The sequence below is a fragment of the Chitinophaga sp. HK235 genome (assembly GCF_018255755.1).
In the GTDB taxonomy this organism is placed as follows: domain Bacteria; phylum Bacteroidota; class Bacteroidia; order Chitinophagales; family Chitinophagaceae; genus Chitinophaga.
This window is the reverse complement of sequence record NZ_CP073766.1, coordinates 7,054,410-7,078,735: the sequence shown is the minus strand read 5'-3', so window position 1 is coordinate 7,078,735 and position 24,326 is coordinate 7,054,410. Positions and strand designations below refer to the sequence as shown.

Genomic DNA, 24,326 nt, shown 5'->3' with positions numbered 1-24,326 from the left:
AAAAGCTATTCTTATGTCCAAGAAACAGAAATCCATCCTCAACAAGGAATCAATGGCATTCCTTAAAGACTATCTGAATAATCCCTCTCCCACCGGTTTTGAGAAAGAAGGACAAAAACTGTGGCTCAAATATCTGACACCATATATTGATGAGCACCAGGTAGACGCCTATGGCTCCGTAGTAGGTATCATCAATCCCAAAGCACCTTTTAAAGTGGTGATAGAGGCTCACGCAGATGAAATTTCCTGGTTCGTAAACTATATCTCTCCTGAAGGGCTGATCTATGTAATCCGCAATGGCGGCTCCGATCAACAGATCGCGCCTTCCAAAAGAGTCAATATCCATACTGAAAAAGGGATCGTAAAAGCCGTATTCGGCTGGCCTGCCATTCATACCCGCCTCCGCAGCGGTGAAGGCAAAGAGCCTCAGCCCAAAGTAGAAAACATCTTCCTGGACTGCGGCGCCCGTTCCCGTAAAGAAGTGGAAGACCTTGGCATACATGTGGGCTGTGTAGCCACCTTTGAAGATGGCTTCGAGGAACTGAGCTACGACTACTTCATCTGCCGCGCCATCGACAACCGTATCGGCGGCTTTATGATTGCGGAAGTAGCCCGCCTGCTGAAAGAAAAGAAACAGGAACTGCCTTTCGGCCTCTATATCGTGAATGCAGTACAGGAAGAAGTAGGCCTGCGCGGCGCCGAAATGATCGCCAAACGTATTAAAGCGGACGTGGCCATCATCACCGATGTAACCCACGATACCACCACCCCCATGATCAACAAAAACATTGAAGGGGAAATCAAATGCGGCGGCGGCCCCAGCATCACCTACGGCCCTGCTGTACACAACATCCTCCGCGACCTGATCATCAAAACAGCTAAAAAGAACGATATCCCGTACCAGCTGCATGCCGTAAGCCGCAGCACCGGCACCGATACTGATGCTTTTGCCTATTCCAACGATGGTACACCATCCGCACTGATCAGTTTACCACTGCGGTATATGCATACCACCGTTGAAATGGTAAAACGGGATGATATCGAAAATACAATTCAGCTGATCTATCAGACTTTATTGCAGATCACGCCGAAAACAAATTTCAAATATCTGTAACCGTTACCCTGCTACGCAGGGCGGCCTGCTGCTCCCGATCAACGGAAGTAATCAGCTGCCCTGCGTACTTTCTCCACCCACATACCGGAAGAAGCCTTCTCCACATACTCGCTCAACCCCACTTTATTAGCTCCAAAAGCCCAGTCATAGGTATATCCCATCCGCGTCCAGGGATAATGGTAATCCGTTGACGTTACCAACGGACGGTAGTACGCATAAATGATGTAGTTGTTAAACCACGTAACATAATCCGCCGGCGCAGAAGGAATCAGTACAGGACCGGCAGTAGTGGTGTTGATGGCCGGATCTCCTGCGGGCCGAAAGAGGTTACTGGCCTTCACCCACACTTCCGCAATATGCGTATTGCTCTTGGGGTTCACCGGCGGCAGCCCCAGCAGCTGGCTGACACGCAGGATCGTATCGGAGGTGGGCGTAAAACTCTGACCAATCCGGGTTTTCATCTGTTTGGGAATAAACAGCCATGACTCGCCCCAGGTATTGGTAATGGAATCGCCTTCTGGATAACTGGTCGGAAAACGCATAAAAGTAGCCATCAGTACATAAGTCTGACCATTAATCGTCTTCCATTGAAGATTGGGATTACTTTCTGTAATAGGCCACAGATTTTTGGAGATCTTGTTACTGTCCGTAATCATAGCATCCGCCACAGCATGGGCATACAGCGTATCCAGATTGTAAACCGGTGTCACAGGATCATCATGCTTTTTACAGGAAGACAAAACAAAGACCGATAGGAAAAAACAAGCGAGCAGCTTGCCACTGAAGGTGTTTTTCATAGCAATGGTTTTGAAATAGAGGTTAAACTAGGTTCTGGTTTTGAGTGCCCGCAAATAACTACTTTTCAATGACTTTCCCAACTGTGATTTATAGGATACTGATGCGGGAGATAAAAGCACAGCAGCCATTGATGTATTATCAATGGCTGCTGCTATTAATCAAATCTTTTGCTGGCTTCTATTTAAAGCTTGGTGGTTTTACTGCAAAATCAAATTCGACACTATTTACAAAGTGCTGCACCCCCAGCCGATACCCATTCATACCTAAACCGCAGATGGAGCCTACACATTTGGCCGCGATAAGGGAAGTATGCCGGAATTCCTCCCGGGCATATACATTGCTGATATGAATTTCGATTACAGGTGCTTTGATGGCTGCGATGGCATCACGGATGGCTACGGAAGTATGGGTATAACCACCGGCGTTCAGCAGGATACCATCATAGGAAAAGCCGATCTCATGGAGATAGTTGATGATCTCTCCTTCCACATTGTGCTGGAAATAGCTGAGTTCTACAGAGGGGAAGCTTTTTTGCAGTTTCTGGAAATAATCTTCAAAAGACTCGCTGCCGTAGATACCGGGTTCCCGCTTGCCCAGCAGGTTCAGATTAGGCCCGTTGATGATGGCTATCTTCATGATGATAATAAAGTAGGTTGATGAATAGACGAAGATAATTAATCGGCTTTATTATTGTCACTGCCCCAGCGGAAGGTGTGCTGCTCCACGCCGGCCAGGTCTACAATACGGTCCACTACAGTGGCTGCCACTTCCTCGATGGTGGCAGGCAGACTATAAAAAGATGGTGTAGCCGGACAAATGATACCACCCGCCAGTGTCACCGCTTCCATATTACGGATATGCATCAGGTTATAGGGCGTTTCCCTGACCACACAGATCAGTTTACGCCTTTCTTTCAGCACCACATCCGCCGCCCGGGTGATCAGGTCGTTGGAGATGCCGGTGGCAATACGGCCCAGTGTGCCCATGGAACAGGGGCAGATAATCATGGTATTAAATCTCCCGGAACCGGAAGCAAAAGGAGCATGAAAGTCCTGTTGGGTATAAAAACGGAAAGGCAGCTGATGATAATCTTCGTTCTTCAGTTCTGTTTGCCAGACAGTCTTGGCATTCTCGGTCATTACAACGGCTACTTCATCCAGCTGGTCGGCTGCGGCATGCAGCTTGTTAAGCAACTGCCTCGCATATATCGACCCGCTGGCACCGGTAACTGCTACTACTATACGATGTTTCATGTGCTATACGATATGATAGCACAAAGCTAGTCTATTATCCGTTCAGGTGATCGGCAATCTCATCCATGCTAATACCGTTATGGCTCTCATCATAGGTACATACTCCGTTGCGGATGAGCAGCACCTGGGGTGATTCGTGCTGTACCTGGTAAGTATGCGCTATTGCGCCGGACAGGTCGCGATAAGCAATCAGATCGAGATAATAAAACGTTAACCCATCAGGAGCTGCTGCACGTTCAAGCCGGGATTTGGCCATCGAACTGATAGAACACCGCGTGCTATGTTTAAAGATCACTACCGGCTGATGAGCAGAAGCCACATTGATTTCCTGCAATTGTTCCTCACTGGTTAACGTTTTCCAATTCATTAGTTAGCTGATTTTACTGTGATGTACGGCTGGAGCCTTCGCCATTCCCCTCATTGGACAACCTAATTTCTGACGGCTTGCGCACGATGTTAAGAAAGCTGCAAAGATACATACCATACCTGCGCAGCCCAAAATTCTTACAAACGATTTCATAATGGGAGAAGATTTAATAAGTAAACGAAATTTCATAGGAATTTATGATACGACAACTTTTTTAATAGTCTTTTGTAACGTTATTTTGCAAATATAAATAATACATTAAAAAAAACAACTATACCATTTTTGATTTTCGATTTTCTGATTTTCGATTTTGAGGACTGAAGCGAGTTCTGATCAAATCTCAAAATCAAAAATTAATAAATCGTAAATCAAAAATATTCCCGGTTATGGCAAAAGTACATTTTATTGCAATTGGTGGAAGTGTGATGCACCAGCTGGCCATTGCACTCAGGCATAAAGGTTATGAGGTGACAGGCAGTGACGACGAGATATTTGAACCGGCATTGTCCAATCTCCGGCAGGCAGGCATACTGCCCGCCACCATCGGCTGGGATCCCGCCCGCATCACCGCCGATATCGACGCGGTCATATTAGGCATGCATGCCCGGGAAGACAATCCTGAACTCATCCGCGCCCGGGAACTGCAACTCAAAATCTACTCTTTCCCGGAATATATCTACCAGGAAAGTAAAAATAAAACGAGGGTAGCCGTAGGTGGCAGTCATGGTAAAACCACCACCACCGCCATGATCATGCATGTGCTGCAATACAACCAGCAGGCTTTCGACTACCTCGTAGGCGCTAAACTGGAAGGATTTAACCAGTCTGTTAACATCACCGACGCACCGCTCATCGTCTGCGAGGCAGATGAATACCCGGCTTCCGTCATCGAAAAAAGACCCAAATTCCTCTTCCTGCATCCGCAGATTGCCATACTCACCGGCATCGCCTGGGATCATATCAACGTTTTCCCTACTTACGACATCTACGAGGAGCAGTTCGCCCTCTTCATCCGTCAGATGGAGCCGGGCAGCGTACTGATCTACAACAGTGGCGACACCGCCCTCAGCAGCCTCGTGGCCGCCGAAGGACGCCATCTCAGGCTGATACCTTATACCACGCCCATCCACATGATCCGGGACGGCGTGACCCGCGTGTTTTTTGATGAAGGATATGCTGACCTGGAAGTATTCGGGGAACATAACCTCCTCAATATGCACGCTGCCAAATTGGTATGCAACGAACTGGGACTGTCAGACGAGGCCTTCCTGGCCGCCATCGCCTCTTTCAGAGGTGCTGCCAAAAGGCTGGAACTGGTCGCTAAAAACGACCACAGCGTCATCTACCGCGACTTTGCCCATGCCCCTTCCAAGGTAAAAGCCACCATGGAAGCCACCCGGCAGCAATTCCCGCAGCGCAGGCTCATCGCCGTGCTTGAACTGCATACCTACAGTAGCCTCAATGCCAGCTTCCTCTCCCAATACCAGGGAGCACTGGAAGCCGCCGACGTGGCCGTAGTATTTTACAGCAAACATGCCCTCGAAATAAAACGTATGCCCGACCTGGCTCCCGAACTGATCATGGAAAAATTTGGCCGCACAGATCTCCATATCTTCAACGACAGAGCCCGGCTGGAAGCCTTCCTGGAGGAACAGAACTATCACGATGCCAACCTCCTCCTGATGAGCTCCGGCACCTATGACGGACTGGATTTCCCATCACTGGGGAAGCTGCTACACAAATAATACCCTACATTTGCGGGATTAAAATAAAAAAATAACAAAATCCATAAATAATCAATAATGCCTTCTTTGCTCCTCAAAAGGCCGCTGGCCGTAATAGATCTGGAAACCACCGGTACCAACGTGGCCACAGACCGTATCATCGAAATTGCTATCATCAAAGTATTCCCTGATAAATCCATCCAAAACAAAGTAAAACGTATCAATCCGGGAATGCCCATCCCGGCAGGATCTACAGCAATTCATGGTATTAAGGACGAAGACGTGAAAGATGCGCCGACCTTCAAACAGGCGGCCAACGAACTGAAAATGTTCATGGATGGTTGCGATCTCGCCGGATACAACTCCAACCGCTTCGATATTCCGCTGCTGGTAGAAGAGTTCCTCCGTGCAGAAATGGACTTTGATGTCTCCAAACGCAGATTTGTGGATGTTCAGCGCATCTTCCACCTGATGGAAAAAAGAACGCTGGCCGCTGCCTACAAATTCTATTGCGACAAACAACTGGAAAACGCCCACAGCGCCGAAGCGGACGCCCTCGCCACCTACGAGATCCTGGAAGCCCAGCTGGGCCGCTACGAACACCTCCAGCAGGATATCGATGGACTGGCAGACTTTACCAAAGAAGAAGAATACATCGACTTTGCCCGTCGTATCGTTATGCAGGGCGGACAGGAAGTATTCAACTTCGGTAAATACAAAGGACGCCCCGTAAAAGAAGTGCTGAAGGCTGAGCCTCAATACTATGACTGGATGATGAAGGCAGATTTTCCGCTCAATACCAAGCAGAAACTGTCAGAAATCTATCACAATATGATGTTAAAAAAACTGTAATATTTTTCAGGAACGGGGTATCTTGCGTCGTAATTGAACTATTTTCGCAGTACACAAAACTTTATCGGCTGAATTGGAAAAGCTTGTCATTATTCCTACGTACAATGAGAAGGATAATATCCGCAACATCATTGACGCTGTATTTTCCTTACAGCAGAATTTCCATATCCTGATTGTGGACGATGGTTCTCCTGACGGTACAGGTAATATTGTAAAATCGCTGCAAAGCGAGTATCCCGGACAACTGTTCCTGGAAGAACGTTCCGGCAAACAAGGGCTGGGAACCGCTTACATCCATGGTTTCAAATGGGCACTGGCCAGAAGTTACCAGTACATCTTTGAAATGGATGCGGATTTCTCCCACAACCCCAAGGACCTGGTACGGCTATACGACGCCTGCGCCAAAGGTGGCGCCGATGTGTCTGTAGGCTCCCGCTATGTCAAAGGAGGTAAAACTGAAAACTGGCCATGGGACCGTGCCGTACTGTCCTACGGCGCCTCTGTTTATGTAGGGATGATCACCTGGATGCCGGTAAAAGACCCTACCGCCGGTTTTGTATGCTATCGGAATACCGTGCTGGAAGCAATCAACCTCGACCAGATCCAGTTTGTAGGCTATGCCTTCCAGATTGAAATGAAATTTACCGCCTGGAAACTTGGCTTTACCATTGCAGAAGTACCCATTACCTTTAAAGACCGCCGCGAAGGATATTCCAAAATGAGCAAAGGTATCATTAAGGAAGGTGTATTAGGTGTATTAAAAATTCAGTGGCAAAGTCTTTTCCGTAACTATAAAAAAAGAGTTACCAACTAAGGATAAATCGGCAGGAAACATGCGGCCCCGCGAAGATGAACTTCGTAGGTGCGAACCCGTGCTTCCTGCCGGTTTCAACGCAGGTCATTCTGACTGATAAAATGAAAAAAGCATTTCTCCAGCTGCATCTTTCTGTATTTCTTGCAGGATTTACCGGCATTTTAGGCAAACTTATCTCTTTGAATGAAGGTCTGCTGGTATGGTACCGGTTGCTGCTCACTTCGGTGACCATGTACATATTGTTCCGCCTGCAGGGCACCTTCCGTAAACTGCCCTGGAAAGATATTCTGCCGATAGGTGCTACAGGCGTGGTAGTAGCCTTACACTGGCTGTTTTTTTATGGCAGCATCAAATATTCTAACGTCTCTATCGGAGTAATCTGTTTTTCGCTGACAAGCCTTTTTACAGCCATTTTTGACCCGCTGCTCAACCGCCGCCGTTTTGATATCGTCGAAATGCTGCTCAGCATGCTGACACTTTTCGGGATTTTGCTGATTTTCCATTTCGACACACAATACCGCACCGGTATTATACTCGGCATCATCTCCGCCATGTTCGCCGCTTTGTTCACCGTGTACAACAAACGCCTGGTCAAACGTTTTGATACCAATACCATTACCTTTTATGAATTATCAACCGGCCTGGTGGTACTATCTGTCGCCCTGCCGTTTTACCTGCATTTTTTCCCCGTAACCTCTTTTATACCCGGCACTTCCGATTTTATCTACTTGCTGGTACTGGCATGGCTCTGCACGATATGCATGTACACACTGAGTATGAATGCACTGAAAAAAATCTCTCCTTTTACCGTAAACCTCTGTTTTAATCTGGAACCGGTGTATAGCATTGTGATGGCGTTTATTCTCTTTCATGAGAACCAACTCCTCAATGGCGCTTTCTATGTCGGACTGGCCTGCATTGTATTATCGGTGGTATTGCAGATGGCCAGGGTGGCCTGGCAGCATAAGACCGGTAAGATGCTCGCCCATTAAAACAACTGCAGGTCAAGATGCTGATAGGCAGCCAGGAAATGGTTGTCGGGTTCCAGTTCTGTAATCAGATAGTTGATCTGGTTAACATCACACACTTTCATGCGTTGGGAAGAATTCAGTTTTTCTGCAATACTGAGGACAGCCATTTTTTTTGAAGCCCTGAGCATAGCTCTTTTCACCTGTACCACTTCCCAGTCTGATTCTGTCATACCATCCTGTACGGAAAAACCATTGGCTCCCAGCAGACAGAGATCTACCTTAATATCTGCCAGCTGGTTGATAACGCTGGCGCCTATATGAATATGGGAGCTGCGGGATAGTTGCCCACCGATGGTGATCACGGTAAGATTGGGATGTTCCACCAGCTGGAGGGCTACCAGGGGACTGATAGTGAAAAACGTCGCTCTCAGGTTTTCCGGGATGGCTTTGGCCAGTTCTATCATGGAGGTGCCGCCGCCGGTGAGGATGACCATATCGTTTTTCAGTAGTTTGAGTGTTTTTTCGGCTATTTGCTTTTTTGCAGCTTGCGCATATACAGTATTGCCTTCATTAAAAGGATAATGAAAAGAGCGGCCGATGGCGCCGCCATGTACTTTCAATACCTTACCTTCTTCTGCCATTTCTTTCAGGTCGCGTCGGACGGTGTCTTCAGAAATACTGAGCATGGCGCTGATATCGGTTGACAAAACTTTGTTGTGCAGGTTGATCTGCTTCATTATAAAAGCCTGACGCTCTTCTTTCAACATGCTATGGGGAATTTTTTGCTTGCTCACAAATTTAAAAAATTCTAATTCAAATTAACGATGCGTGTTTTAGCAGTTTTTCGCATTAAATAAACGCAATTTCCCTTAACTTGCTCCTTTTTCAAAAATTTTTATACTACATTCATGCGACAAAACGCAGATAAATGCAAGATTCCGTGTACCTGAAAAACTATGCCGCGTTCTGACCATAACCATAATGCTAGACAATAATCATAATAATCATCTGTATTTCAACACGTTATATTTAAAAACTATTTAAAACAGCCAACATCTAAATCAAGAAACATGAAGAAAAGGCTACTTTTCATTTTCAGTTTTTTGCTGGTTTGTGCGAGTTCCTGGGCCCAGCAGATGGTCACCGGGACTGTACTGGACAAGAACAACCAGCAACCAATTATCGGGGCCACTGTCATGGCCGGTAAAAAGGGTACCGTAACAGATGTCAACGGTAAATTTTCATTAGACGCGCCTGCAGGCACTGTTGTGGTACACGTAACCTTCATCGGATACCAGCCACAAGATGTTTCTGTTGGCAAAAACGCATTGCACATCCTCCTTGCACCTGACCAACGCTCTCTTGAGCAGGTAGTCGTTGTAGGATTCGGTACACAGAAAAAAGCCAATCTCACCGGTGCTGTAAACACCGTTGACATCGGCAAAACCATGCAGGGAAGACCGATCACAGATCCTTCCAAAGCATTGCAGGGTATCTCTCCGGGCCTCAACATCCAGTATTCCAACGGAGGACTGACCGCAAGCCCTTCTATCAACATCCGCGGCGCCGGCTCCCTCAACGGTACCAGCCGTCCGCTGATCCTGGTAGATAACGTGGAAACACCAGACCTGACACTGATCAACCCGGAAGACATTGAAAGTATTTCCGTACTGAAAGACGCCGCCTCCACCTCCATCTATGGTGCCCGCGCCGCTTTTGGGGTAGTCCTGATCAAAACAAAGTCAGGTGTGCGTAACATGCCGACAAAAATCACCTACTCCAACAACTTTGGTTGGAACTCTCCTACCAGCCTGCCCGACTTTGCAGATCCGGTAGCCGAACTCACCGGAATGATCAATGCCGCCAAACGTACCGGTCCTGCCTCTCCCGAACTGTTCGGTATGCAGCTGACAAAACTGCGTGATGGTATCATCAACTGGAAAGAGAAATATGCCAACAACCGTCAGGGCATGGAAATGGTTCCTGGTGAAGACTTTGATCTCCCCACAGCCACCAGCCCCGCTTATTTCTACCGCGTCTGGAACCCGAAGGACATCATGTTTAAAAAATGGACCGCTCAGCAAATCCATAACCTGAACGTACAGGGCGGAAGTGAAAAACTTTCCTACTACCTCTCCGGTAGCTTTAACGATGCGGGTGGTGTTATGAAACTCAACCCCGACAACATGAAAAAATACAACATCACCGGTGCCCTGAATGCCGCTGTTACCAAATGGCTGGACCTGGACCTGAAGATGATGTACCGTAACTACGAATACGACGCTCCTTACCAATATCAGCCCTACTTCCAGTATATGTGGCGCTGGGGAGCCTACTTCCCTTACGGCACCTACCAGGGAAAATATTTCCGCCATACACCCGGTTTCATGGCCAACGCCAATACCAATACGGTGACAGACAACTACAGCCGCGTAAATCTGGGTGCTACCCTGAAACTCACTAAAGACCTGAACGTACGTGCTGACTACACTATTGGCCGCGATAACATTGTACGTCATGAAGTAGGTGGAAAAGTAATGCTGTGGGACTTCTGGCAGTCTAATATGCCACTCGCCAGCGTTGGCGGCGATGCAAACGACATCGTTACCTACAGAAACAGCCGTTACAAAACAAATACCTTCAACATCTACGCCACCTACGATAAAAAGCTGAGCAAAGACCATCAGTTGAAAGTAATGGCCGGTATGAACGCTGAAGATACTGACACCCTCGGTTTCTCTGCTTCCAGACGTTCACCGCTGGACCCTACCAAAGCTGAACTTCCGCTTGCTGTAGGTGACCAGACTGTTGGTGGCTACCATTACATCACCGCCTATGCAGGTATGTTCGGTAGAGTGAACTATAGCTACAAAGACAGATGGTTGCTGGAACTGAACGGCAGATATGATGGCGCCGCCTCTTTCCCCGCACACGACCGTTGGGCATTTTTCCCATCCGTTTCTGCTGGTTACCGCATCACCGAGGAAAACTTCATGCAGCCCTTCCGCAAAATAGTGTCCGACATGAAGCTCCGTGCGTCCTATGGTACCCTGGGTAACCTGGACCTTGGCGGAAAATACTATATCCCTGCTATCAACACCAGCAACGTCAACTGGATGGTGGGCAACAGTTATGCACTGGGTGCCGGAACACCTGTTGCGGTTAGTGAGAGTCTTAAATGGGAAAAAGTACGCACCCTCGATTTCGGTACAGATATCAGCCTGCTCAATAATCACATCAACGTAACCTTCGACTGGTACCAACGTGTAAACGATGGCATGATCACCAGTAAAGCAGTACCAGGTGCTTTCGGTGCAAGCGCTCCCAGAATTAATGACGGCAGCCTGCGTACCCGTGGTTATGAAATATCTGTAGATGGTAACTACAGCCTGAAAAAAGACTGGACCGTATATGGTACCCTCTCTTTCTGGGACAACAAAACCGTTGTTACAGAATGGAACAATCCTTCCATGCTCCTCACCCAAAACTATAAAGGCCAGGTGCTCGGAGAAATCTGGGGCTTTGAAACCGACCGTTATTTCACATCAGATGACGATGTTAAAAATTCTCCTGATCAGTCCAAACTGGTTAGTGGCAACTTCAAATTCGGTCCCGGCGACATCAAATACAAAGACCTCGATGGCAACGGCGTAATCGATGGCGGTAAAGGTACCCTCACCGATCATGGTGACCTGAAACGTATCGGTAACTCCCGTCCACGCTACCAGTATAGCATCCGCCTCGGCACCAGCTACAAACAATTCGATCTGGACGTGCTGTTCCAGGGTGTAGGTAAAATGGATTACTGGGGTCAGGGAGACGTAACAACTCCGATGTACCGCGCTGGCGACATCCTGTACGCACACCAAATCGATTTCTGGACACCGGAAAATCAGGATGCCCGTTATCCAAACCCTTATCCAGGCAACAACAATGGTAAAATACCTGGTCTGACTTCCCTGGACGGTAGCAATAACTTCTACCCTCAGTCAAAATATCTGCTGAACCTCGCTTACCTGCGTCTGAAAAATATCACCCTCGGCTATACGCTGCCGGATGCATGGACCAAACGCGCGCATTTACAACGTGTACGCATTTACGGTAGCGCCCAGAATATCGCGACCATCTCTAATGTTGGCTTACCGCTCGATCCGGAAATCACTACCGGTGAAGCCGGCATCTTCGGCAGAACCTGGCCGTTCCAGAAAACATGGTCTTGTGGTTTACAGGTGAACTTCTAAAAAACAGCAACATGAGAAAACGTAAATATTTACCCATTATATTGACAATTGCGCTCGCAGCTGCGGGTTGCAAGAAGTATGTAGATAAAGGTCTGGTTGATCAGTTTGATGACAGTAACTTCTGGATTTCAGAAGATAATGTCCGCATGTATTCCTGGCCTTTCTATGAAATATTTAAAGGCTATGGCAACGGCAACGGCTCCGGTGATTTTTATTTCACCACCCTGAACGATGACCAGGCATCTCCTGCGATTTCGGTATTAACCACGGTAGTTCCAACTACATCCGGCAAATGGGATTTCACCCTGATCCGTAAAGCCAACGTGCTGCTGGAAAGGATAAACAAAGTGCCCATGCCGGATGATGCTAAAAACCACTGGAGGGGTGTAGCCCGCTTTTTCCGCGCCTATGCCTACTTCAACCTGGTAAAGGATTATGGTGATGTACCCTGGGTGGGCCGCGCCGCCGACATCAGCGATACCGCTTATGTATACAAATCCCGCGATCCCCGTGCTGCGGTAATGGACAGTGTGCTGGCCGACCTGGATTTTGCCTGTGCTAACGTCCGTGTAAAAGATCAGGAAAATACAGTCAACCAGTACGTAGCCCTCGCTCTCAAATCAAGGATATGTCTGTTTGAAGGAACCTGGCGCGAATACCATAAAGAGGCAAAACTGCCTGATGCCGCCAAATTCCTCCTGGCTGCCAAAGATGCCAGCGAGAAATTAATAAACGGTCCTTTTGCGCTGAACGCCAACTATACCACTACCTATAACTCCCTCGACCTTACCGGTAACAAAGAGGTGATGCTTTATAAAAGGTATGTGCCGGGTTATCTGGGACATAGTTTGATTGGTTACCTGACCAGCAGTACCACCATGAGTGGTCTTAATAAATCCGCTATTGATGCATTTGTATGTTCTGATGGATTACCCATCAAACTTTCTCCGCTGTACCAGGGAGACAATAATATCAAGGCCACCCGGATGAACAGGGACAACCGCCTGTTGCTTTCTATCGATACCGTACTGTGTTATCCAACCAACCTGGTGTCCGGAAGAACCAGCACCACCGGCTATCGCCCTACTAAATTCCTGAACCCGCAGGTAGCCAACGTTGTAGCGCCTTTTAACGATACAGACGCTCCGCTTTTCTGGCTGGCAGAAGTACTGCTGAACTACGCAGAAGCCGCAGCTGTTCTGGACAAACTGGGTCAATACACTTTCACCCAGACCGATCTGGATAAGTCCATCAACAAACTGCGTACCCGTGCCGGCATCCCGGCCCTGCAAACATCCGGCGGCGGACAAACAGCCGTAAACGGAGTAAGCTTCAGCGACCCTGCAAACACAACTTCGGTTTCCTCACTCATCTGGGAAATCAGACGTGAAAGAAGGGTAGAACTGATGCTCGATGGTTTCCGTTACTACGATCTGATGCGCTGGTCATTAGGCGACAACCTGACCACTACCACCAATCCGGATATCACAAAAGGTGCTAAAGTGCCTCCACCACCTGCAGGCAGTAAAGACCTGACTGTTGATGAAAACGGATATATCAGTGTATATAACGCCGGCATCAGCAGGGTGTTCGACAAGAATAAAAACTACCTGGAGCCTATCCCAAGTGGCCAGATCTCCCTCTATCCCGGCGGTAATCTGGAACAGAATCCAGGTTGGAAATAGTATACTAATACGCTTCGCGTTTTCCATATACTAAGCCATTGAAGGCCACGTTTTACAGATTGTATAGTATATTACATAAGTACAATCTCTAAAACGTGGCCTTCGCCTTTTCCCCTCTCCCCCGCCACTGGTAAAAGTCTTTACACTTTTGCCCGAAAAATGTATACTTTGCGACCATGAGAAAAATGTTTCTGGCCCTCTCCCTGCTGGGGGCCTCTTTTGCCTATGCACAACAACCTGCCAAAAAACCGCTGGACCATACCGTTTATGACAGCTGGCAGAGTATTGGGACCAAACTGATCAGCAATGATGGTCAGTGGGTGGTATACACGGTAACTCCACAGGAAGGCGATGCCACCCTGGTTATCTATGACCGCAAAACAGGCCGTTCACAGTCCATTCCACGCGGCACCAACCCGGTGATAACCAACGACTCCCGCCACGTGATCTTCAGCATCAAACCGCTGTTTAAAGATACCCGCGAGGCACGCATCAAAAAGAAAAAACCGGCGGAAATGCCGAAAGACTCCATGGGTATCGTTACCCTGGCCTCCGGCGACCTGCAGAAACTCCCCGGTATCAAATCCTTTAAGACTCCAGCCAAAGGCAGCGGATGGCTCGCCTATCTCGCTGAAAAACCAGCCGCTGATACCGCTAAAGCCAAAGGCCGCAAAACCACTACCAAAACAACCGACGACGATGACAAAAGTGCTTCCGACAAAAATGAAGATGGCATCCTCGTCATCCGCCAACTGAAAGATGGTCGCCAGGATTCCGTTAAAAACGTGGCTGAATACGCTTTTAGCAAACCAGGCAACAGCTTGCTCATAGAAATCACTTCCGATAAAAAAGACTCGCTCTCCCGCAGCGGCGTACTGTTATGGCATACTGCCGCCCGCAAAGCCGATACCCTCAGCCGCGGCTATGGCGACTACAAACAGTTTGCCTTCGATGAAAAAGGTGAACAGGCCGCCTATTTCGGTACCCGCGACAGCGCCAAATCCCTCCAGCAGTTCTACCAGCTGTTTTATTATAAACCAGGACAGGACAGCGCATTCACCGCTGCCACCAAAAACAGCAGTGGCATCCCTTCCCGCTGGACCATCAGCCCTAACAGCAAAATATGGTTCAGCAATGACGGGCAGCGCCTGTTCTTCGGCACTGCTCCCATCCTCCCGGTAAAGGATACCAACATCGTGGATTTTGAAGTGGCCAAAGTAGATATCTGGAACTACAAAGAAGACTACCTGCAACCCATGCAGCTGAAAAATGCAGACCAGGAACTGAAAAGAAGTTATGCCGCAGTATACTACCCCGGCACCAAACGCCTTGTTCAGCTGGGAGATCACGACCTCGAAAACGTGATCATTCCTGCAGAAGGCAACGGCCGCTATGCACTCGGATCTTCCAATAAAGGTGAGCGCATTGCCCTTCAGTGGACCGGCCGTACGCTGTACACCAGCTACCTCATCAATCTGGAAGATGGTACCCGTAAAAAAGTAAAAGAAAAACTGGAAGGCGACTTCTCCATCTCTCCTGATGGCAAATACATCGTATGGTACGACATGGCTGCCCGGCATTATTTCTCCTACAATAACGCTACCGGCACCATCGTCAATATCAGCCAGAACATCCCCACTCAGATCTTTGATGAAGAAGATGACCATCCGGACCTGCCCATATCCTATGGTATAGCCGGCTGGCTGGCCAATGATCAGTTTGTGTATATCTATGACCGTTATGACATCTGGCAGGTAGACCCTACCGGCAAAACAGCTCCTTCCATGATCACCGGCGGCATGGGCCGCAAAGGAAAAATCAGCTTCCACGTTCTCAAACTGGATGAGGAACAACGGTTCTTCAGCCCCGGTCAAACCCTGGTGCTCAGCGCTTTTGAAGATAGTACCAAATACAATGGTTATTATTCCCTCCAGCTGCTGACCAAAAATGATAAAGCCCGTCAGCCCAAACAGCTGGTACTGGGACCCAACAGTTATCAGGAGCTGAAAAAGGCCAAAGATGCCAATGCCTTCACCTATACCAGGGCCAGTTATATTGAGTCTCCCAACGTGTATACCGGCGACCTGGACAAAGCCATCAAAATCAGCAACACCAACCCCCAGCAACAGGAATACAACTGGGGTACGGCTTCACTGTACAAATGGACTACTTTCAGCGGTAAACCATCAGAAGGTATTCTCTATAAACCGGAAAATTTCGATCCTAACAAAAAATACCCGGTTATTCTCTATTTCTACGAGATACTGACCGATGGACTGTACAACTACCAGGCGCCGGCACCTACTCCTTCCAGACTCAATATCTCCTTCTTTGTGAGCCGGGGTTACCTGGTGTTTGCGCCGGACATCCGTTATGAAAACGGTCATCCCGGCCAAAGCGCATACGACTACATTGTAAGCGCAGCCGATGACCTGGCCAAACAACCCTGGGTAGATGGCCAGAACATGGGTATCCAGGGCCAGAGCTGGGGCGGTTATCAGGTGGCTTACCTCATTACCCGCACCAACCGCTTCAAGGCGGCATGGTCAGGTGCACCGGTGGCCAACATGACCAGTGCCTATGGTGGCATACGCTGGGAAAGCGGTATGAACAGACAGTTCCAGTACGAACACTCTCAAAGCCGTATCGGTGCTACCCTCTGGGAGAAGCCCGAGCTGTATATCGAAAACTCCCCGCTATTCAACCTGCCTAAGGTGACTACGCCTATCGCGATCATGGCCAACGATGCCGATGGAGCAGTTCCCTGGTATCAGGGCATAGAACTGTTCACCGGCCTGCGTCGCCTCGGTAAGCCCGTTTGGATGCTGAACTACAACAACGAAGCACACAACCTGGTACAACGCCAGAACCGTAAGGATATCCAGCGCCGTGAACAACAGTTCTTCGACCATTTCCTGAAAGGTGCTCCGGCTCCTCAATGGCTCGAATCAGGCGTACCTGCCACAGAAAAAGGCATTAACTGGGGCTGGGATGTTAAAAGCGAGGATAATAAATAAAGGATAAATAAATAATTCTCAATAAGATACCTAAAGCGGCTGTCTCTTTGAGACAGCCGCTTTCTATTTGGAGCACTCCGCTCCTATCTTCTCCCAAAAGATGGCCCGCTCCTGTTTCCCCTCATCAGGCACATCAGCATCATCAAATAAATCACAGTTCTCTTTTTAATATGACATTAAAAACATATATTTACAATGAATAATCGCCACTTTTAGCGTATGGTGTGATTTGCAGCGACAGCGGTATCCAATAACACCACATTTTTTGTACCTATGAACTTCCATATCTGCCACCCTGGAGATGCATTGCGTCCTTTTGTAAAACAATTTTATTTCTGGGAAGATGATTCCTGCGGCCTGATCCAGCTGCCTCAGCACCTGTTTACGCTGGGCGACCAGTACATGGTGTTTATCCTGGAAGGAGAGGCCACCATAAAGCCTGCAGACCATGCAGCCTTTACCTTGCCTAAACATTCAGTAACCGGTCATTTCACCTGTGCCTGTGAGCTGCAAGTAAAAGGCCCTTTGAAAATGGTCGTTGTACAATTGAATGCCTACGGGTGCTATCGTTTGCTTGACATGGACGTTCGGTCCTTCACCAATTATTACCGTAATCTCGATCTGCAGGAAAGCCCTGTCTGGACCCTGCTGGGCACAAAACTACAGCAGGCAAAGACACCTCAGGAGATCACCGACCTTTTGAATCACACCTATATGGAAGTGCTCCGATGTTTCACCCCTGCCCTGCAACAGGTAGATAAAATGGCCGATTATCTGCTGGCCAACCAGGGAAATGTAAGTCTTCATGAACTAGCCAAAGTGTTCCGGGTGTCCAAACCTACGCTGGACAGGCTGTTCAACCGTATAGTGGGTATTCCTCCCCAGTTGTTTGCCCGCATGGTGCGCTTTAAGGCCGCCCTGCGTTCCCTGCAGCAGATGGACATTCCACAATGGCAGATCAGCACCACCGCCCACTACAATCAGGCGATGTTTATTCAGGACCATCTGTTATTCAATGGAGAAATGCCTTCCTGGCATAACACAGCAGCACAGGCAACCATCACCCGGATGACTGCCGCTGAAATGCAGCCGGTAGCGGTGGCCAGTTAAAGAAAAATTGTTATTTTTAGTAACTGCTAAGTTACTGACTATGACAACTGCAATATTTACCACGACCGAAGGAGAATACACCGTTTCAACAGATAAATCCAGACTTGATATAGGGGTTATTCATGGCTTTCTGGCCAATGAATCCTACTGGGCAAAAGATATTCCTGTCAGTGTTGTCCAAAAAACACTGGCAGGATCTTTATGTTTTGGGATATACCATCAGGACCGGCAGATAGGCTTCGCCCGGCTGATCACCGATTATGCTGCTTTTGCCTATCTGGCAGATGTATTTATCATACAGGAGTACCGGGGCAAGGGCCTGTCCAAATTACTGATGCGTACCATACTGGCCCATCCGGAGCTACAGACGCTGAGAAGATGGCTGCTGGTCACCGCCGATGCACATGCACTGTACAGCCAGTTTGGTTTTACGCCCATACCCAATCCGGAGAAGTTTATGCAGCTTCATAACCCTGACGTGTATACGAAATAATATCAGACAACTATTCTTTTCATTATATTACCCCAATAATTGGATGCAATATGCAATATTCTGCGGCCCACTGGCGCGAACAACTAAAACTACAACCGCATGTGGAAGGCGGTTACTATCTTGAAACCTATCGTTCAGAATGGATGCTGGACATGAGTACACTGCCGGCCGGCATGGGCGGCAACCGGAACGCTTCTACCTGTATCTATTTTCTGTTGGAAGAAGGCTATTTCTCTGCCTTTCACAGAATTGCAGCAGACGAAATATGGCATTTTTATGATGGCAACACGCTGACCATATATGAAATAGAACCGGGAGGACAACTCCATGTGCACAAGCTGGGCCGTAATATGGCCAATGGAGAAAATCTGCAGGTCATCATACCCGCCGGCAACTGGTTTGCCTCCCGGGTGGAAGTACCCGGCGGCTACGCGCTTACCGGCTGTACAGTAGCACCAGGCTTCGATTTCGCGGATTTCGAACTGGCAGACAAAGCCACCCTGCAGGCCGCCTATCCACAGCATGCCGCCCTGATCGACAGCCTTACCAGATAACACTAACGTAAACGAATAAACGGTACGTACTCCTGGCTTTTTATTAAATTGCAGCCCGGGAGCAACAGGTCCATTGCCTGCTCCTCTCAATTGTTCATACATGAAAAAGGTTATTTACATCATCATTGCTGTCCTGTTCGCTATACTCCTTTTCTGGGTGGGTAAACGTTTCGGGACCACCAACGTGAGCGAACAGGTTATTTCCAATAGCACGATTGTCAAAGAAATCGCCGAACTGGCCAGCCTCGACGTACAAGGCAACGCCAGCATCAAACGGAGTAATATAGAAGAAAGTGGTGGCTGGAGCGATAATCTGAAAAAGGCTTTCCTCGAAAATACCGTCTGGGTATCCATTCCCTACCAGGCCAAATATGGTGTGAACATCGATGAACAGCATTTTAAAGTGGAAACAAACAACAAAAAAATCATCGTCCACCTCCCCGCTCCCCATCTTATGAGCTACGAGCTGAAAGTAGACAGAATGGAAACCGCCAACCGCAAAGGATGGCTGCTTTTCCAGGACGACGAAACCTATACCGCCGTACAGAAAAAACTGTATCAAAGCTCCCGCGCTCAGCTGGAGAACAACAATATCTACATTGAACAATCCAAAGACAAAATCAGAAAAGTGATGGAACAGTACTATGCCCCTTTTCTGAAAGACCATACCCTGGAGGTCCGTTTTGAAGGCACCACCACTGCCAAACCAGCACTGAACTGATCAGGCCGCATGCAGCGCGATATAACGCACCAGGCTACGCTTGGCCACCGGTAACAATGTTTCATTCACCGGCAGCACCAGCGGCGTTTCCACACAATACACGGCCGGATTGGATAACTGGCTGTTTTTACGGATAAGGATCGTTTTGATATGTTCACACGTATGTATCAGGTCTTTGGTATAGGCCTCCACATATTCAGTACGGATACCCCTGAACTGCTCATCATGCCGCTCAAAAATAGTCAGGTGATAAGTATACACCAGGGTATCACTGTAACGCCCGTCACATAGCAGCAGGTAACCCGATGTATTTTCCAGTGGCACCAGTCCCACCGGTGATATCCTTAGTTTGTCCTGCACAAATTCAAATATTTCAGTACCGTCCCGGATCGTATTGTTCATCTCTTCAAGAGAATAGGCAATGATCTCCTCCAGCTCATTCATCAGCTCATCATCTGCACTCACCTTTTCATACAACAGCATCAGCTTCTCCAGGTCTATGCCTGTCAGCCGTTTGGGAAACTGCTGCTGCATCAGTTGTTTGTTTTCCCTAAAAGCCCGCAGGTTGTTATAGTGAAAGATAATGTCAGCCAGTTGGGGATACAGCTTGTTCTCATTGAAGGCACGGTGGATATCCTGGAGGTATGACAACAAAGTGTATTTCTTCAGCTCAAAATCTATGTAACCATCGGCAAACCACGTTTCGCTTAGCGTTCCCATAAAAAATTAATTTAATGGATCTTACCCTTAATTTACGAAAAAAAGGGCATAAAATGAACGGATTCCGCTTACTTTCAACCACATAAAACGCCACCAAACATATGACAAATAATAACAATAATTAACTTATAGGTTTGTTAAATACATCTGTAATTCGTCATTCCAAAAACAATATTCCGAAATATAAAAAACCCCGTAAATCATTACCTGCAAAGGGTTTGGTGGCGATTAGCCTAAAAAATTAACACTACTTATTGGAAATTTTTTTTAACCTTAACTGTTTTATTGATGTTTATTTCATAACTTCAGTACATTATTTTTCATTTTTTTAATTTCAGTTATCATGAACATTTACGTAGCCAACCTGCACTATAGGTTGAACGATGAAGATCTCCATCAGATTTTCAGCGAATTTGGAGAGGTTACCTCCGCTAAGGTTATCAAAGACCATGAAACAGGCCGCTCACGTGGTTTCGGTTTTGTGGAAATGCCTAATCAGGAAGAAGGCGCAAAGGCTATGGATAGTTTGAATGGCAGCGAGATCGAAGGCAAGCAGTTAATGGTAAACGAAGCAAGACCGAAACAACCGAATAATAATTTCAGAGGTGGTGGTGGTAATCGTGGCGGTGGAGGATTTGGTTCCCGCGACCGTCGCTACTAATCACCTTATTCGGGCACAAAAAAATTTAAAAAGGCGTTTTTCGGAACGTCTTTTTTTTAATTTTTGTAGCAAGAAGAAAGGCCCGGGTGATATCACCCGGGCCTTCGCTTTTATGACTTCAGCAATCTTTAGATGCTTCTTTTCGGATCGAAATTTTCCAGCTCCTGTGCCACGGCCGTCAGGAAAGTAGCTCCCAGGGAGCCGTCCACAATACGGTGGTCGTAAGACATAGACAGGTACATCATGTGGCGGATAGCGATAGAATCACCTTCCGGGGTTTCTACCACCACCGGACGTTTTTTGATGGCGCCTACAGCCAGAATAGCTACCTGCGGCTGGTTGATGATCGGTGTTCCCATCAGGCTGCCGAAGGTACCCACGTTAGTGAAGGTAAAAGTACCGCTCTGGGTATCTTCCGGTTTCAGTTTATTCTGACGGGCGGCATTGGCCAGGCCGTTCACCTGTTTGCTGAGACCTACCAGGTTGAGCACATCTGCATTTTTGATAACAGGCACGATCAGGTTACCGGAAGGCAACGCAGTGGCCATACCAATATTGATATCTTTTTTGATAATGATCTTGTCACCATCCAGGGAGCAGTTGATCAGTGGGAAACGTTTGATACATTTTACGATGGCCTCCACAAACAGTGGGGTGAAGGTCAGTTTCTCCCCTTCTCTTTTTTCAAACTCACCTTTTACACGGTCGCGCCATTTCACCATGTTGGTTACATCGGCTTCAGCGAAGCTGGTCACGTGCGGGCTGGTTTGTTTGCTCATCACCATGTGGTTGGCGATCAGTTTGCGCATACGGTCCATTTCCACGATTTCCACGTTGCCGCTGTAGGTAGGTGAGGCTACGGTGGTTACCGCCGGTGTGCTGCGAACGGCAGCAGGGGCGGCAGGAGCTTCCGCTACCGGTGTTACATCGGGAACGACTTTACCTTCCTTACGGTCGGTTACATACTGCAGGATGTCTTTTTTGGTGACACGGCCATCATTGCCGGAACCGGGGATTTTTTCCAGGTCGGCGAAGCTGACGCCCTCCTGCTGTGCAATGGTAAGCACAAGCGGGGAATAAAATCTGGTGCCGCCGGAGGGTGCGGTGGCAGCAGGTGCCGGCGCTACTGGTGCAGCAGCAGCCGTAAACTTAGGCTCTGCGGCCGCTACCGGCGCTTCTGGTACAGGTGCAGTACTGGCCGCTGCATCGGCATTGGTATTGATACGGGCTATCACAGTGCCTACAGGTACTACATCATTTTCCTTGAAAAGTACCTCAGTGATCACTCCCTCTGCGATGGAGGGAACCTCACTGTCCACTTTGTCTGTAGCAATTTCCAATACGGTCTCATCAACTTTTACGTGATCTCCCGTTTTTTTATGCCAGCGCAAAATGGTGGCTTCCATGATGCTTTCTCCCATTTTTGGCATTACCAATTCTACAATGGCCATAAGATTGTTTTTAGCTTTAATGTCGACAAAAATAAGGGAATTGTATCAATTCAATCAGCACCCCTATGCCAAAATAAGCTTACGCAGTTCGTTCATCGCGTAAACCGCCGTCATCTGGATGTTCCGCTCCCTGTCATAACGCAGGTGATGTTTTATGGTCGTCATTTTTTCCCGGCTGCCAACAGCTATCCATACCGTACCTACCGGCTTCTCCGGCGTACCACCGTCGGGGCCCATAATCCCGGATACCGCGATGGCGTAATCCGTTTCCAGCAGGTCCAGCGCACCAGCCAGCATTTCCACTACAGTAGCTTCACTCACAGCGCCGTGGGCCTGCAGTGTTTCCGCCTTTACGCCCAACAGCTTCATTTTCATCTCATTGGCATAGACAATGGCGCTGCCCTTGTAATAGGAAGAACTACCGGGAATGGCTGTTATCCAGGTAGATATCTGTCCTCCGGTGCAGCTTTCAGCCGTACCGATGGTCTTACCTTCTTCCTTCAACAGTTTGCCCAGTACTTCCCCGATGGAAATATCCTGGTCAGTAACCGCAATATCCGGCAGCAGGTCTTTCATTTCATGGAAGTAGATGCTCAGTTCTGCCGCGGTGGCTACCTTGTCTGCCCCGAAGGCGGTCAGCCGCAGTTTCAGAAGACTGTAGCTCGGCAGGTAGGCCAAACGAATATGTGGCGGCAGTTTGGCTTCAAAAGCCACCAGTCTTTCTGCTACAAAGGATTCTCCCAAACCGGAAGTGATCAGCGTTTGATGCAGTACGGCCGGCGTTTTAAGGCGGGTGGCCAGCTGCGGCAGCACATAATTGTCCATAATGCCCTTCATTTCATGGGGCACTCCCGGCATGGAAACGTAAATCTTTCCGTCTTTTTCAAACCACATGCCTGGTGCAGTACCTCTTTCGTTGATAATCACCGTGCAGGATTCCGGCACCATAGCCTGTTCCACGTTACGCTCCAGGATTGGCAGGCCGCGGCTCTCAAAGAGATGCAGCACCCGCTGCAGTGTCTCTTCATGCTGTACCAGCTTTGTCTGGAAATATTCGCAGAGGGTGGGTTTGGTGATATCATCGGCCGTAGGCCCCAGTCCTCCTGTAATCAGTACAATATCAGATACTTCCGCCTCTTTGGCCAGTGTAGTGAGGATATCCTCGCGAACATCCCCGATGGCTACACGCCGGTGTACCCAGATACCCAGCGCATTGAGAGCCTGCGCCATCCAGGCTGAATTGGTGTCAATCGTTTGTCCTATCAGCAGTTCATCACCAATGGTAATGATACTCGTTGTTATCTTGCCCATGATGTTTAAAATGATAAATGGCGGACACCATGGTCCGCCATCTGTAAGTTATTTAAAAAATGGTTCCAACCGTTCTTTCAGGGCTGCCGGCAATCCTGCTTTCTGTTTGGTATTCACATCTATAAATACCAGTGTGGTCACCCCTACATTGAGCAGTTCGCCTTTTTCATTATACAGTTCACTATGAAACTGTATCCTGGAATTTGTCGGCAGCTCTTTTAATATAGTCTTTACCGTTATCAGGTTGTCATAATATGCCGGACGCAGGTATTTTACATTCAGTTCTGCCACCGGCATGATCACACCCTGCTCTTCCAGTTCACGGTAGCTAAAACCCAGTTCCCGTATGGCTTCCGCTCTGCCTACTTCATAATACAAGCCATAATTTCCATAATACAGGTAACCCATCTGGTCTGTTTCACCATATCGTACCCGGATCGTTGTTATACTGCTAAACATGTTTCCTTCA

General features: G+C 48.1%; 22 protein-coding genes. 13 read left to right on the top strand and 9 right to left on the bottom strand.

Annotated elements, in window-relative coordinates; translation table 11 throughout:
- Positions 1-13 precede the first annotated feature (13 nt).
- Positions 14-1,114, top strand: coding sequence for a M42 family metallopeptidase (locus KD145_RS27095; protein WP_212002938.1), 1,101 nt, complete (start codon positions 14-16; stop codon positions 1,112-1,114).
- Positions 1,115-1,152: 38 nt separating this feature from the next.
- On the opposite strand, the gene KD145_RS27090 is transcribed toward KD145_RS27095, so the two are convergent.
- The 4 genes from KD145_RS27090 to ytxJ form a co-directional block, all read right to left on the bottom strand.
- Positions 1,153-1,911 (bottom strand): hypothetical protein, encoded by a 759-nt coding sequence (locus tag KD145_RS27090; protein ID WP_212002937.1) that lies wholly within the window; start codon positions 1,909-1,911, stop codon positions 1,153-1,155.
- A gap of 178 nt (positions 1,912-2,089) precedes the next feature.
- Positions 2,090-2,548 (bottom strand): type II 3-dehydroquinate dehydratase, encoded by a 459-nt coding sequence (gene aroQ, locus KD145_RS27085; protein ID WP_212002936.1) that lies wholly within the window; start codon positions 2,546-2,548, stop codon positions 2,090-2,092.
- A gap of 38 nt (positions 2,549-2,586) precedes the next feature.
- A complete protein-coding gene (locus tag KD145_RS27080; RefSeq protein ID WP_212002935.1) occupies positions 2,587-3,165 on the bottom strand; it encodes a UbiX family flavin prenyltransferase in 579 nt (192 codons plus the stop codon).
- A gap of 34 nt (positions 3,166-3,199) precedes the next feature.
- Positions 3,200-3,532, bottom strand: coding sequence for a bacillithiol system redox-active protein YtxJ (ytxJ, locus tag KD145_RS27075; protein ID WP_212002934.1), 333 nt, complete (start codon positions 3,530-3,532; stop codon positions 3,200-3,202).
- Between the two features lie 386 nt (positions 3,533-3,918).
- On the opposite strand from ytxJ, the gene murC reads away from it, so the two are divergent.
- From murC to KD145_RS27055, 4 genes are all read left to right on the top strand, one after another.
- A complete protein-coding gene (gene murC / locus KD145_RS27070; protein WP_212002933.1) occupies positions 3,919-5,277 on the top strand; it encodes a UDP-N-acetylmuramate--L-alanine ligase in 1,359 nt (452 codons plus the stop codon).
- 57 nt (positions 5,278-5,334) lie between these two features.
- On the top strand, positions 5,335-6,108 hold the full coding sequence (locus tag KD145_RS27065) for a 3'-5' exonuclease (RefSeq protein ID WP_212002932.1): 774 nt from the start codon (positions 5,335-5,337) through the stop codon (positions 6,106-6,108).
- Positions 6,109-6,181: 73 nt separating this feature from the next.
- Positions 6,182-6,922, top strand: coding sequence for a polyprenol monophosphomannose synthase (locus KD145_RS27060; RefSeq protein WP_113614685.1), 741 nt, complete (start codon positions 6,182-6,184; stop codon positions 6,920-6,922).
- 101 nt (positions 6,923-7,023) lie between these two features.
- Positions 7,024-7,914, top strand: coding sequence for a DMT family transporter (locus KD145_RS27055; RefSeq protein ID WP_212002931.1), 891 nt, complete (start codon positions 7,024-7,026; stop codon positions 7,912-7,914).
- Here the strand turns inward: KD145_RS27055 and KD145_RS27050 are convergent.
- Positions 7,911-8,660, bottom strand: coding sequence for a DeoR/GlpR family DNA-binding transcription regulator (locus KD145_RS27050; RefSeq protein WP_212002930.1), 750 nt, complete (start codon positions 8,658-8,660; stop codon positions 7,911-7,913). The genes KD145_RS27055 and KD145_RS27050 overlap by 4 nt on opposite strands.
- A 303-nt stretch (positions 8,661-8,963) precedes the next feature.
- Between KD145_RS27050 and KD145_RS27045 the strand changes: the two genes are divergently transcribed.
- The 7 genes from KD145_RS27045 to KD145_RS27015 all read left to right on the top strand — a co-directional run bounded on the left by KD145_RS27045 (position 8,964) and on the right by KD145_RS27015 (position 19,714).
- Positions 8,964-12,134: a TonB-dependent receptor gene (locus tag KD145_RS27045; RefSeq protein WP_212002929.1), complete on the top strand. Its 3,171-nt coding sequence runs from the start codon at positions 8,964-8,966 to the stop codon at positions 12,132-12,134.
- Between the two features lie 11 nt (positions 12,135-12,145).
- Positions 12,146-13,819 (top strand): RagB/SusD family nutrient uptake outer membrane protein, encoded by a 1,674-nt coding sequence (locus tag KD145_RS27040; RefSeq protein WP_212002928.1) that lies wholly within the window; start codon positions 12,146-12,148, stop codon positions 13,817-13,819.
- 176 nt (positions 13,820-13,995) lie between these two features.
- The gene (locus KD145_RS27035) at positions 13,996-16,836 is read left to right on the top strand and encodes a prolyl oligopeptidase family serine peptidase (protein WP_212002927.1); all 2,841 of its coding nucleotides are present in this window, start codon (positions 13,996-13,998) and stop codon (positions 16,834-16,836) included.
- A 273-nt stretch (positions 16,837-17,109) separates the two neighbouring features.
- Positions 17,110-17,946, top strand: coding sequence for a helix-turn-helix transcriptional regulator (locus KD145_RS27030; RefSeq protein ID WP_212002926.1), 837 nt, complete (start codon positions 17,110-17,112; stop codon positions 17,944-17,946).
- Between the two features lie 40 nt (positions 17,947-17,986).
- Positions 17,987-18,439 (top strand): GNAT family N-acetyltransferase, encoded by a 453-nt coding sequence (locus KD145_RS27025; RefSeq protein ID WP_212002925.1) that lies wholly within the window; start codon positions 17,987-17,989, stop codon positions 18,437-18,439.
- A gap of 50 nt (positions 18,440-18,489) precedes the next feature.
- On the top strand, positions 18,490-18,993 hold the full coding sequence (locus KD145_RS27020; RefSeq protein WP_212002924.1) for a cupin domain-containing protein: 504 nt from the start codon (positions 18,490-18,492) through the stop codon (positions 18,991-18,993).
- A 100-nt stretch (positions 18,994-19,093) separates the two neighbouring features.
- Positions 19,094-19,714 (top strand): DUF4230 domain-containing protein, encoded by a 621-nt coding sequence (locus KD145_RS27015; protein WP_212002923.1) that lies wholly within the window; start codon positions 19,094-19,096, stop codon positions 19,712-19,714.
- On the opposite strand, the gene KD145_RS27010 is transcribed toward KD145_RS27015, so the two are convergent.
- Positions 19,715-20,434 carry a hypothetical protein gene (locus KD145_RS27010; RefSeq protein ID WP_212002922.1) on the bottom strand — a complete coding sequence of 240 codons (720 nt, stop codon included), beginning with the start codon at positions 20,432-20,434 and terminating at the stop codon, positions 19,715-19,717.
- Positions 20,435-20,777: 343 nt separating this feature from the next.
- Here KD145_RS27010 and KD145_RS27005 point away from each other — a divergent pair, with 343 nt between their 5' ends.
- Positions 20,778-21,095 (top strand): RNA-binding protein, encoded by a 318-nt coding sequence (locus KD145_RS27005; protein ID WP_212002921.1) that lies wholly within the window; start codon positions 20,778-20,780, stop codon positions 21,093-21,095.
- A gap of 128 nt (positions 21,096-21,223) precedes the next feature.
- On the opposite strand, the gene KD145_RS27000 is transcribed toward KD145_RS27005, so the two are convergent.
- The 3 genes from KD145_RS27000 to KD145_RS26990 form a co-directional block, all read right to left on the bottom strand.
- A complete protein-coding gene (locus KD145_RS27000; protein WP_212002920.1) occupies positions 21,224-22,546 on the bottom strand; it encodes a dihydrolipoamide acetyltransferase family protein in 1,323 nt (440 codons plus the stop codon).
- 63 nt (positions 22,547-22,609) lie between these two features.
- A complete protein-coding gene (locus KD145_RS26995; RefSeq protein WP_212002919.1) occupies positions 22,610-23,857 on the bottom strand; it encodes a CinA family nicotinamide mononucleotide deamidase-related protein in 1,248 nt (415 codons plus the stop codon).
- Positions 23,858-23,905: 48 nt separating this feature from the next.
- Complete coding sequence (locus KD145_RS26990) at positions 23,906-24,316, bottom strand: thioesterase family protein (protein WP_212002918.1); 411 nt, start codon at positions 24,314-24,316, stop codon at positions 23,906-23,908.
- Positions 24,317-24,326: the final 10 nt, after the last annotated feature.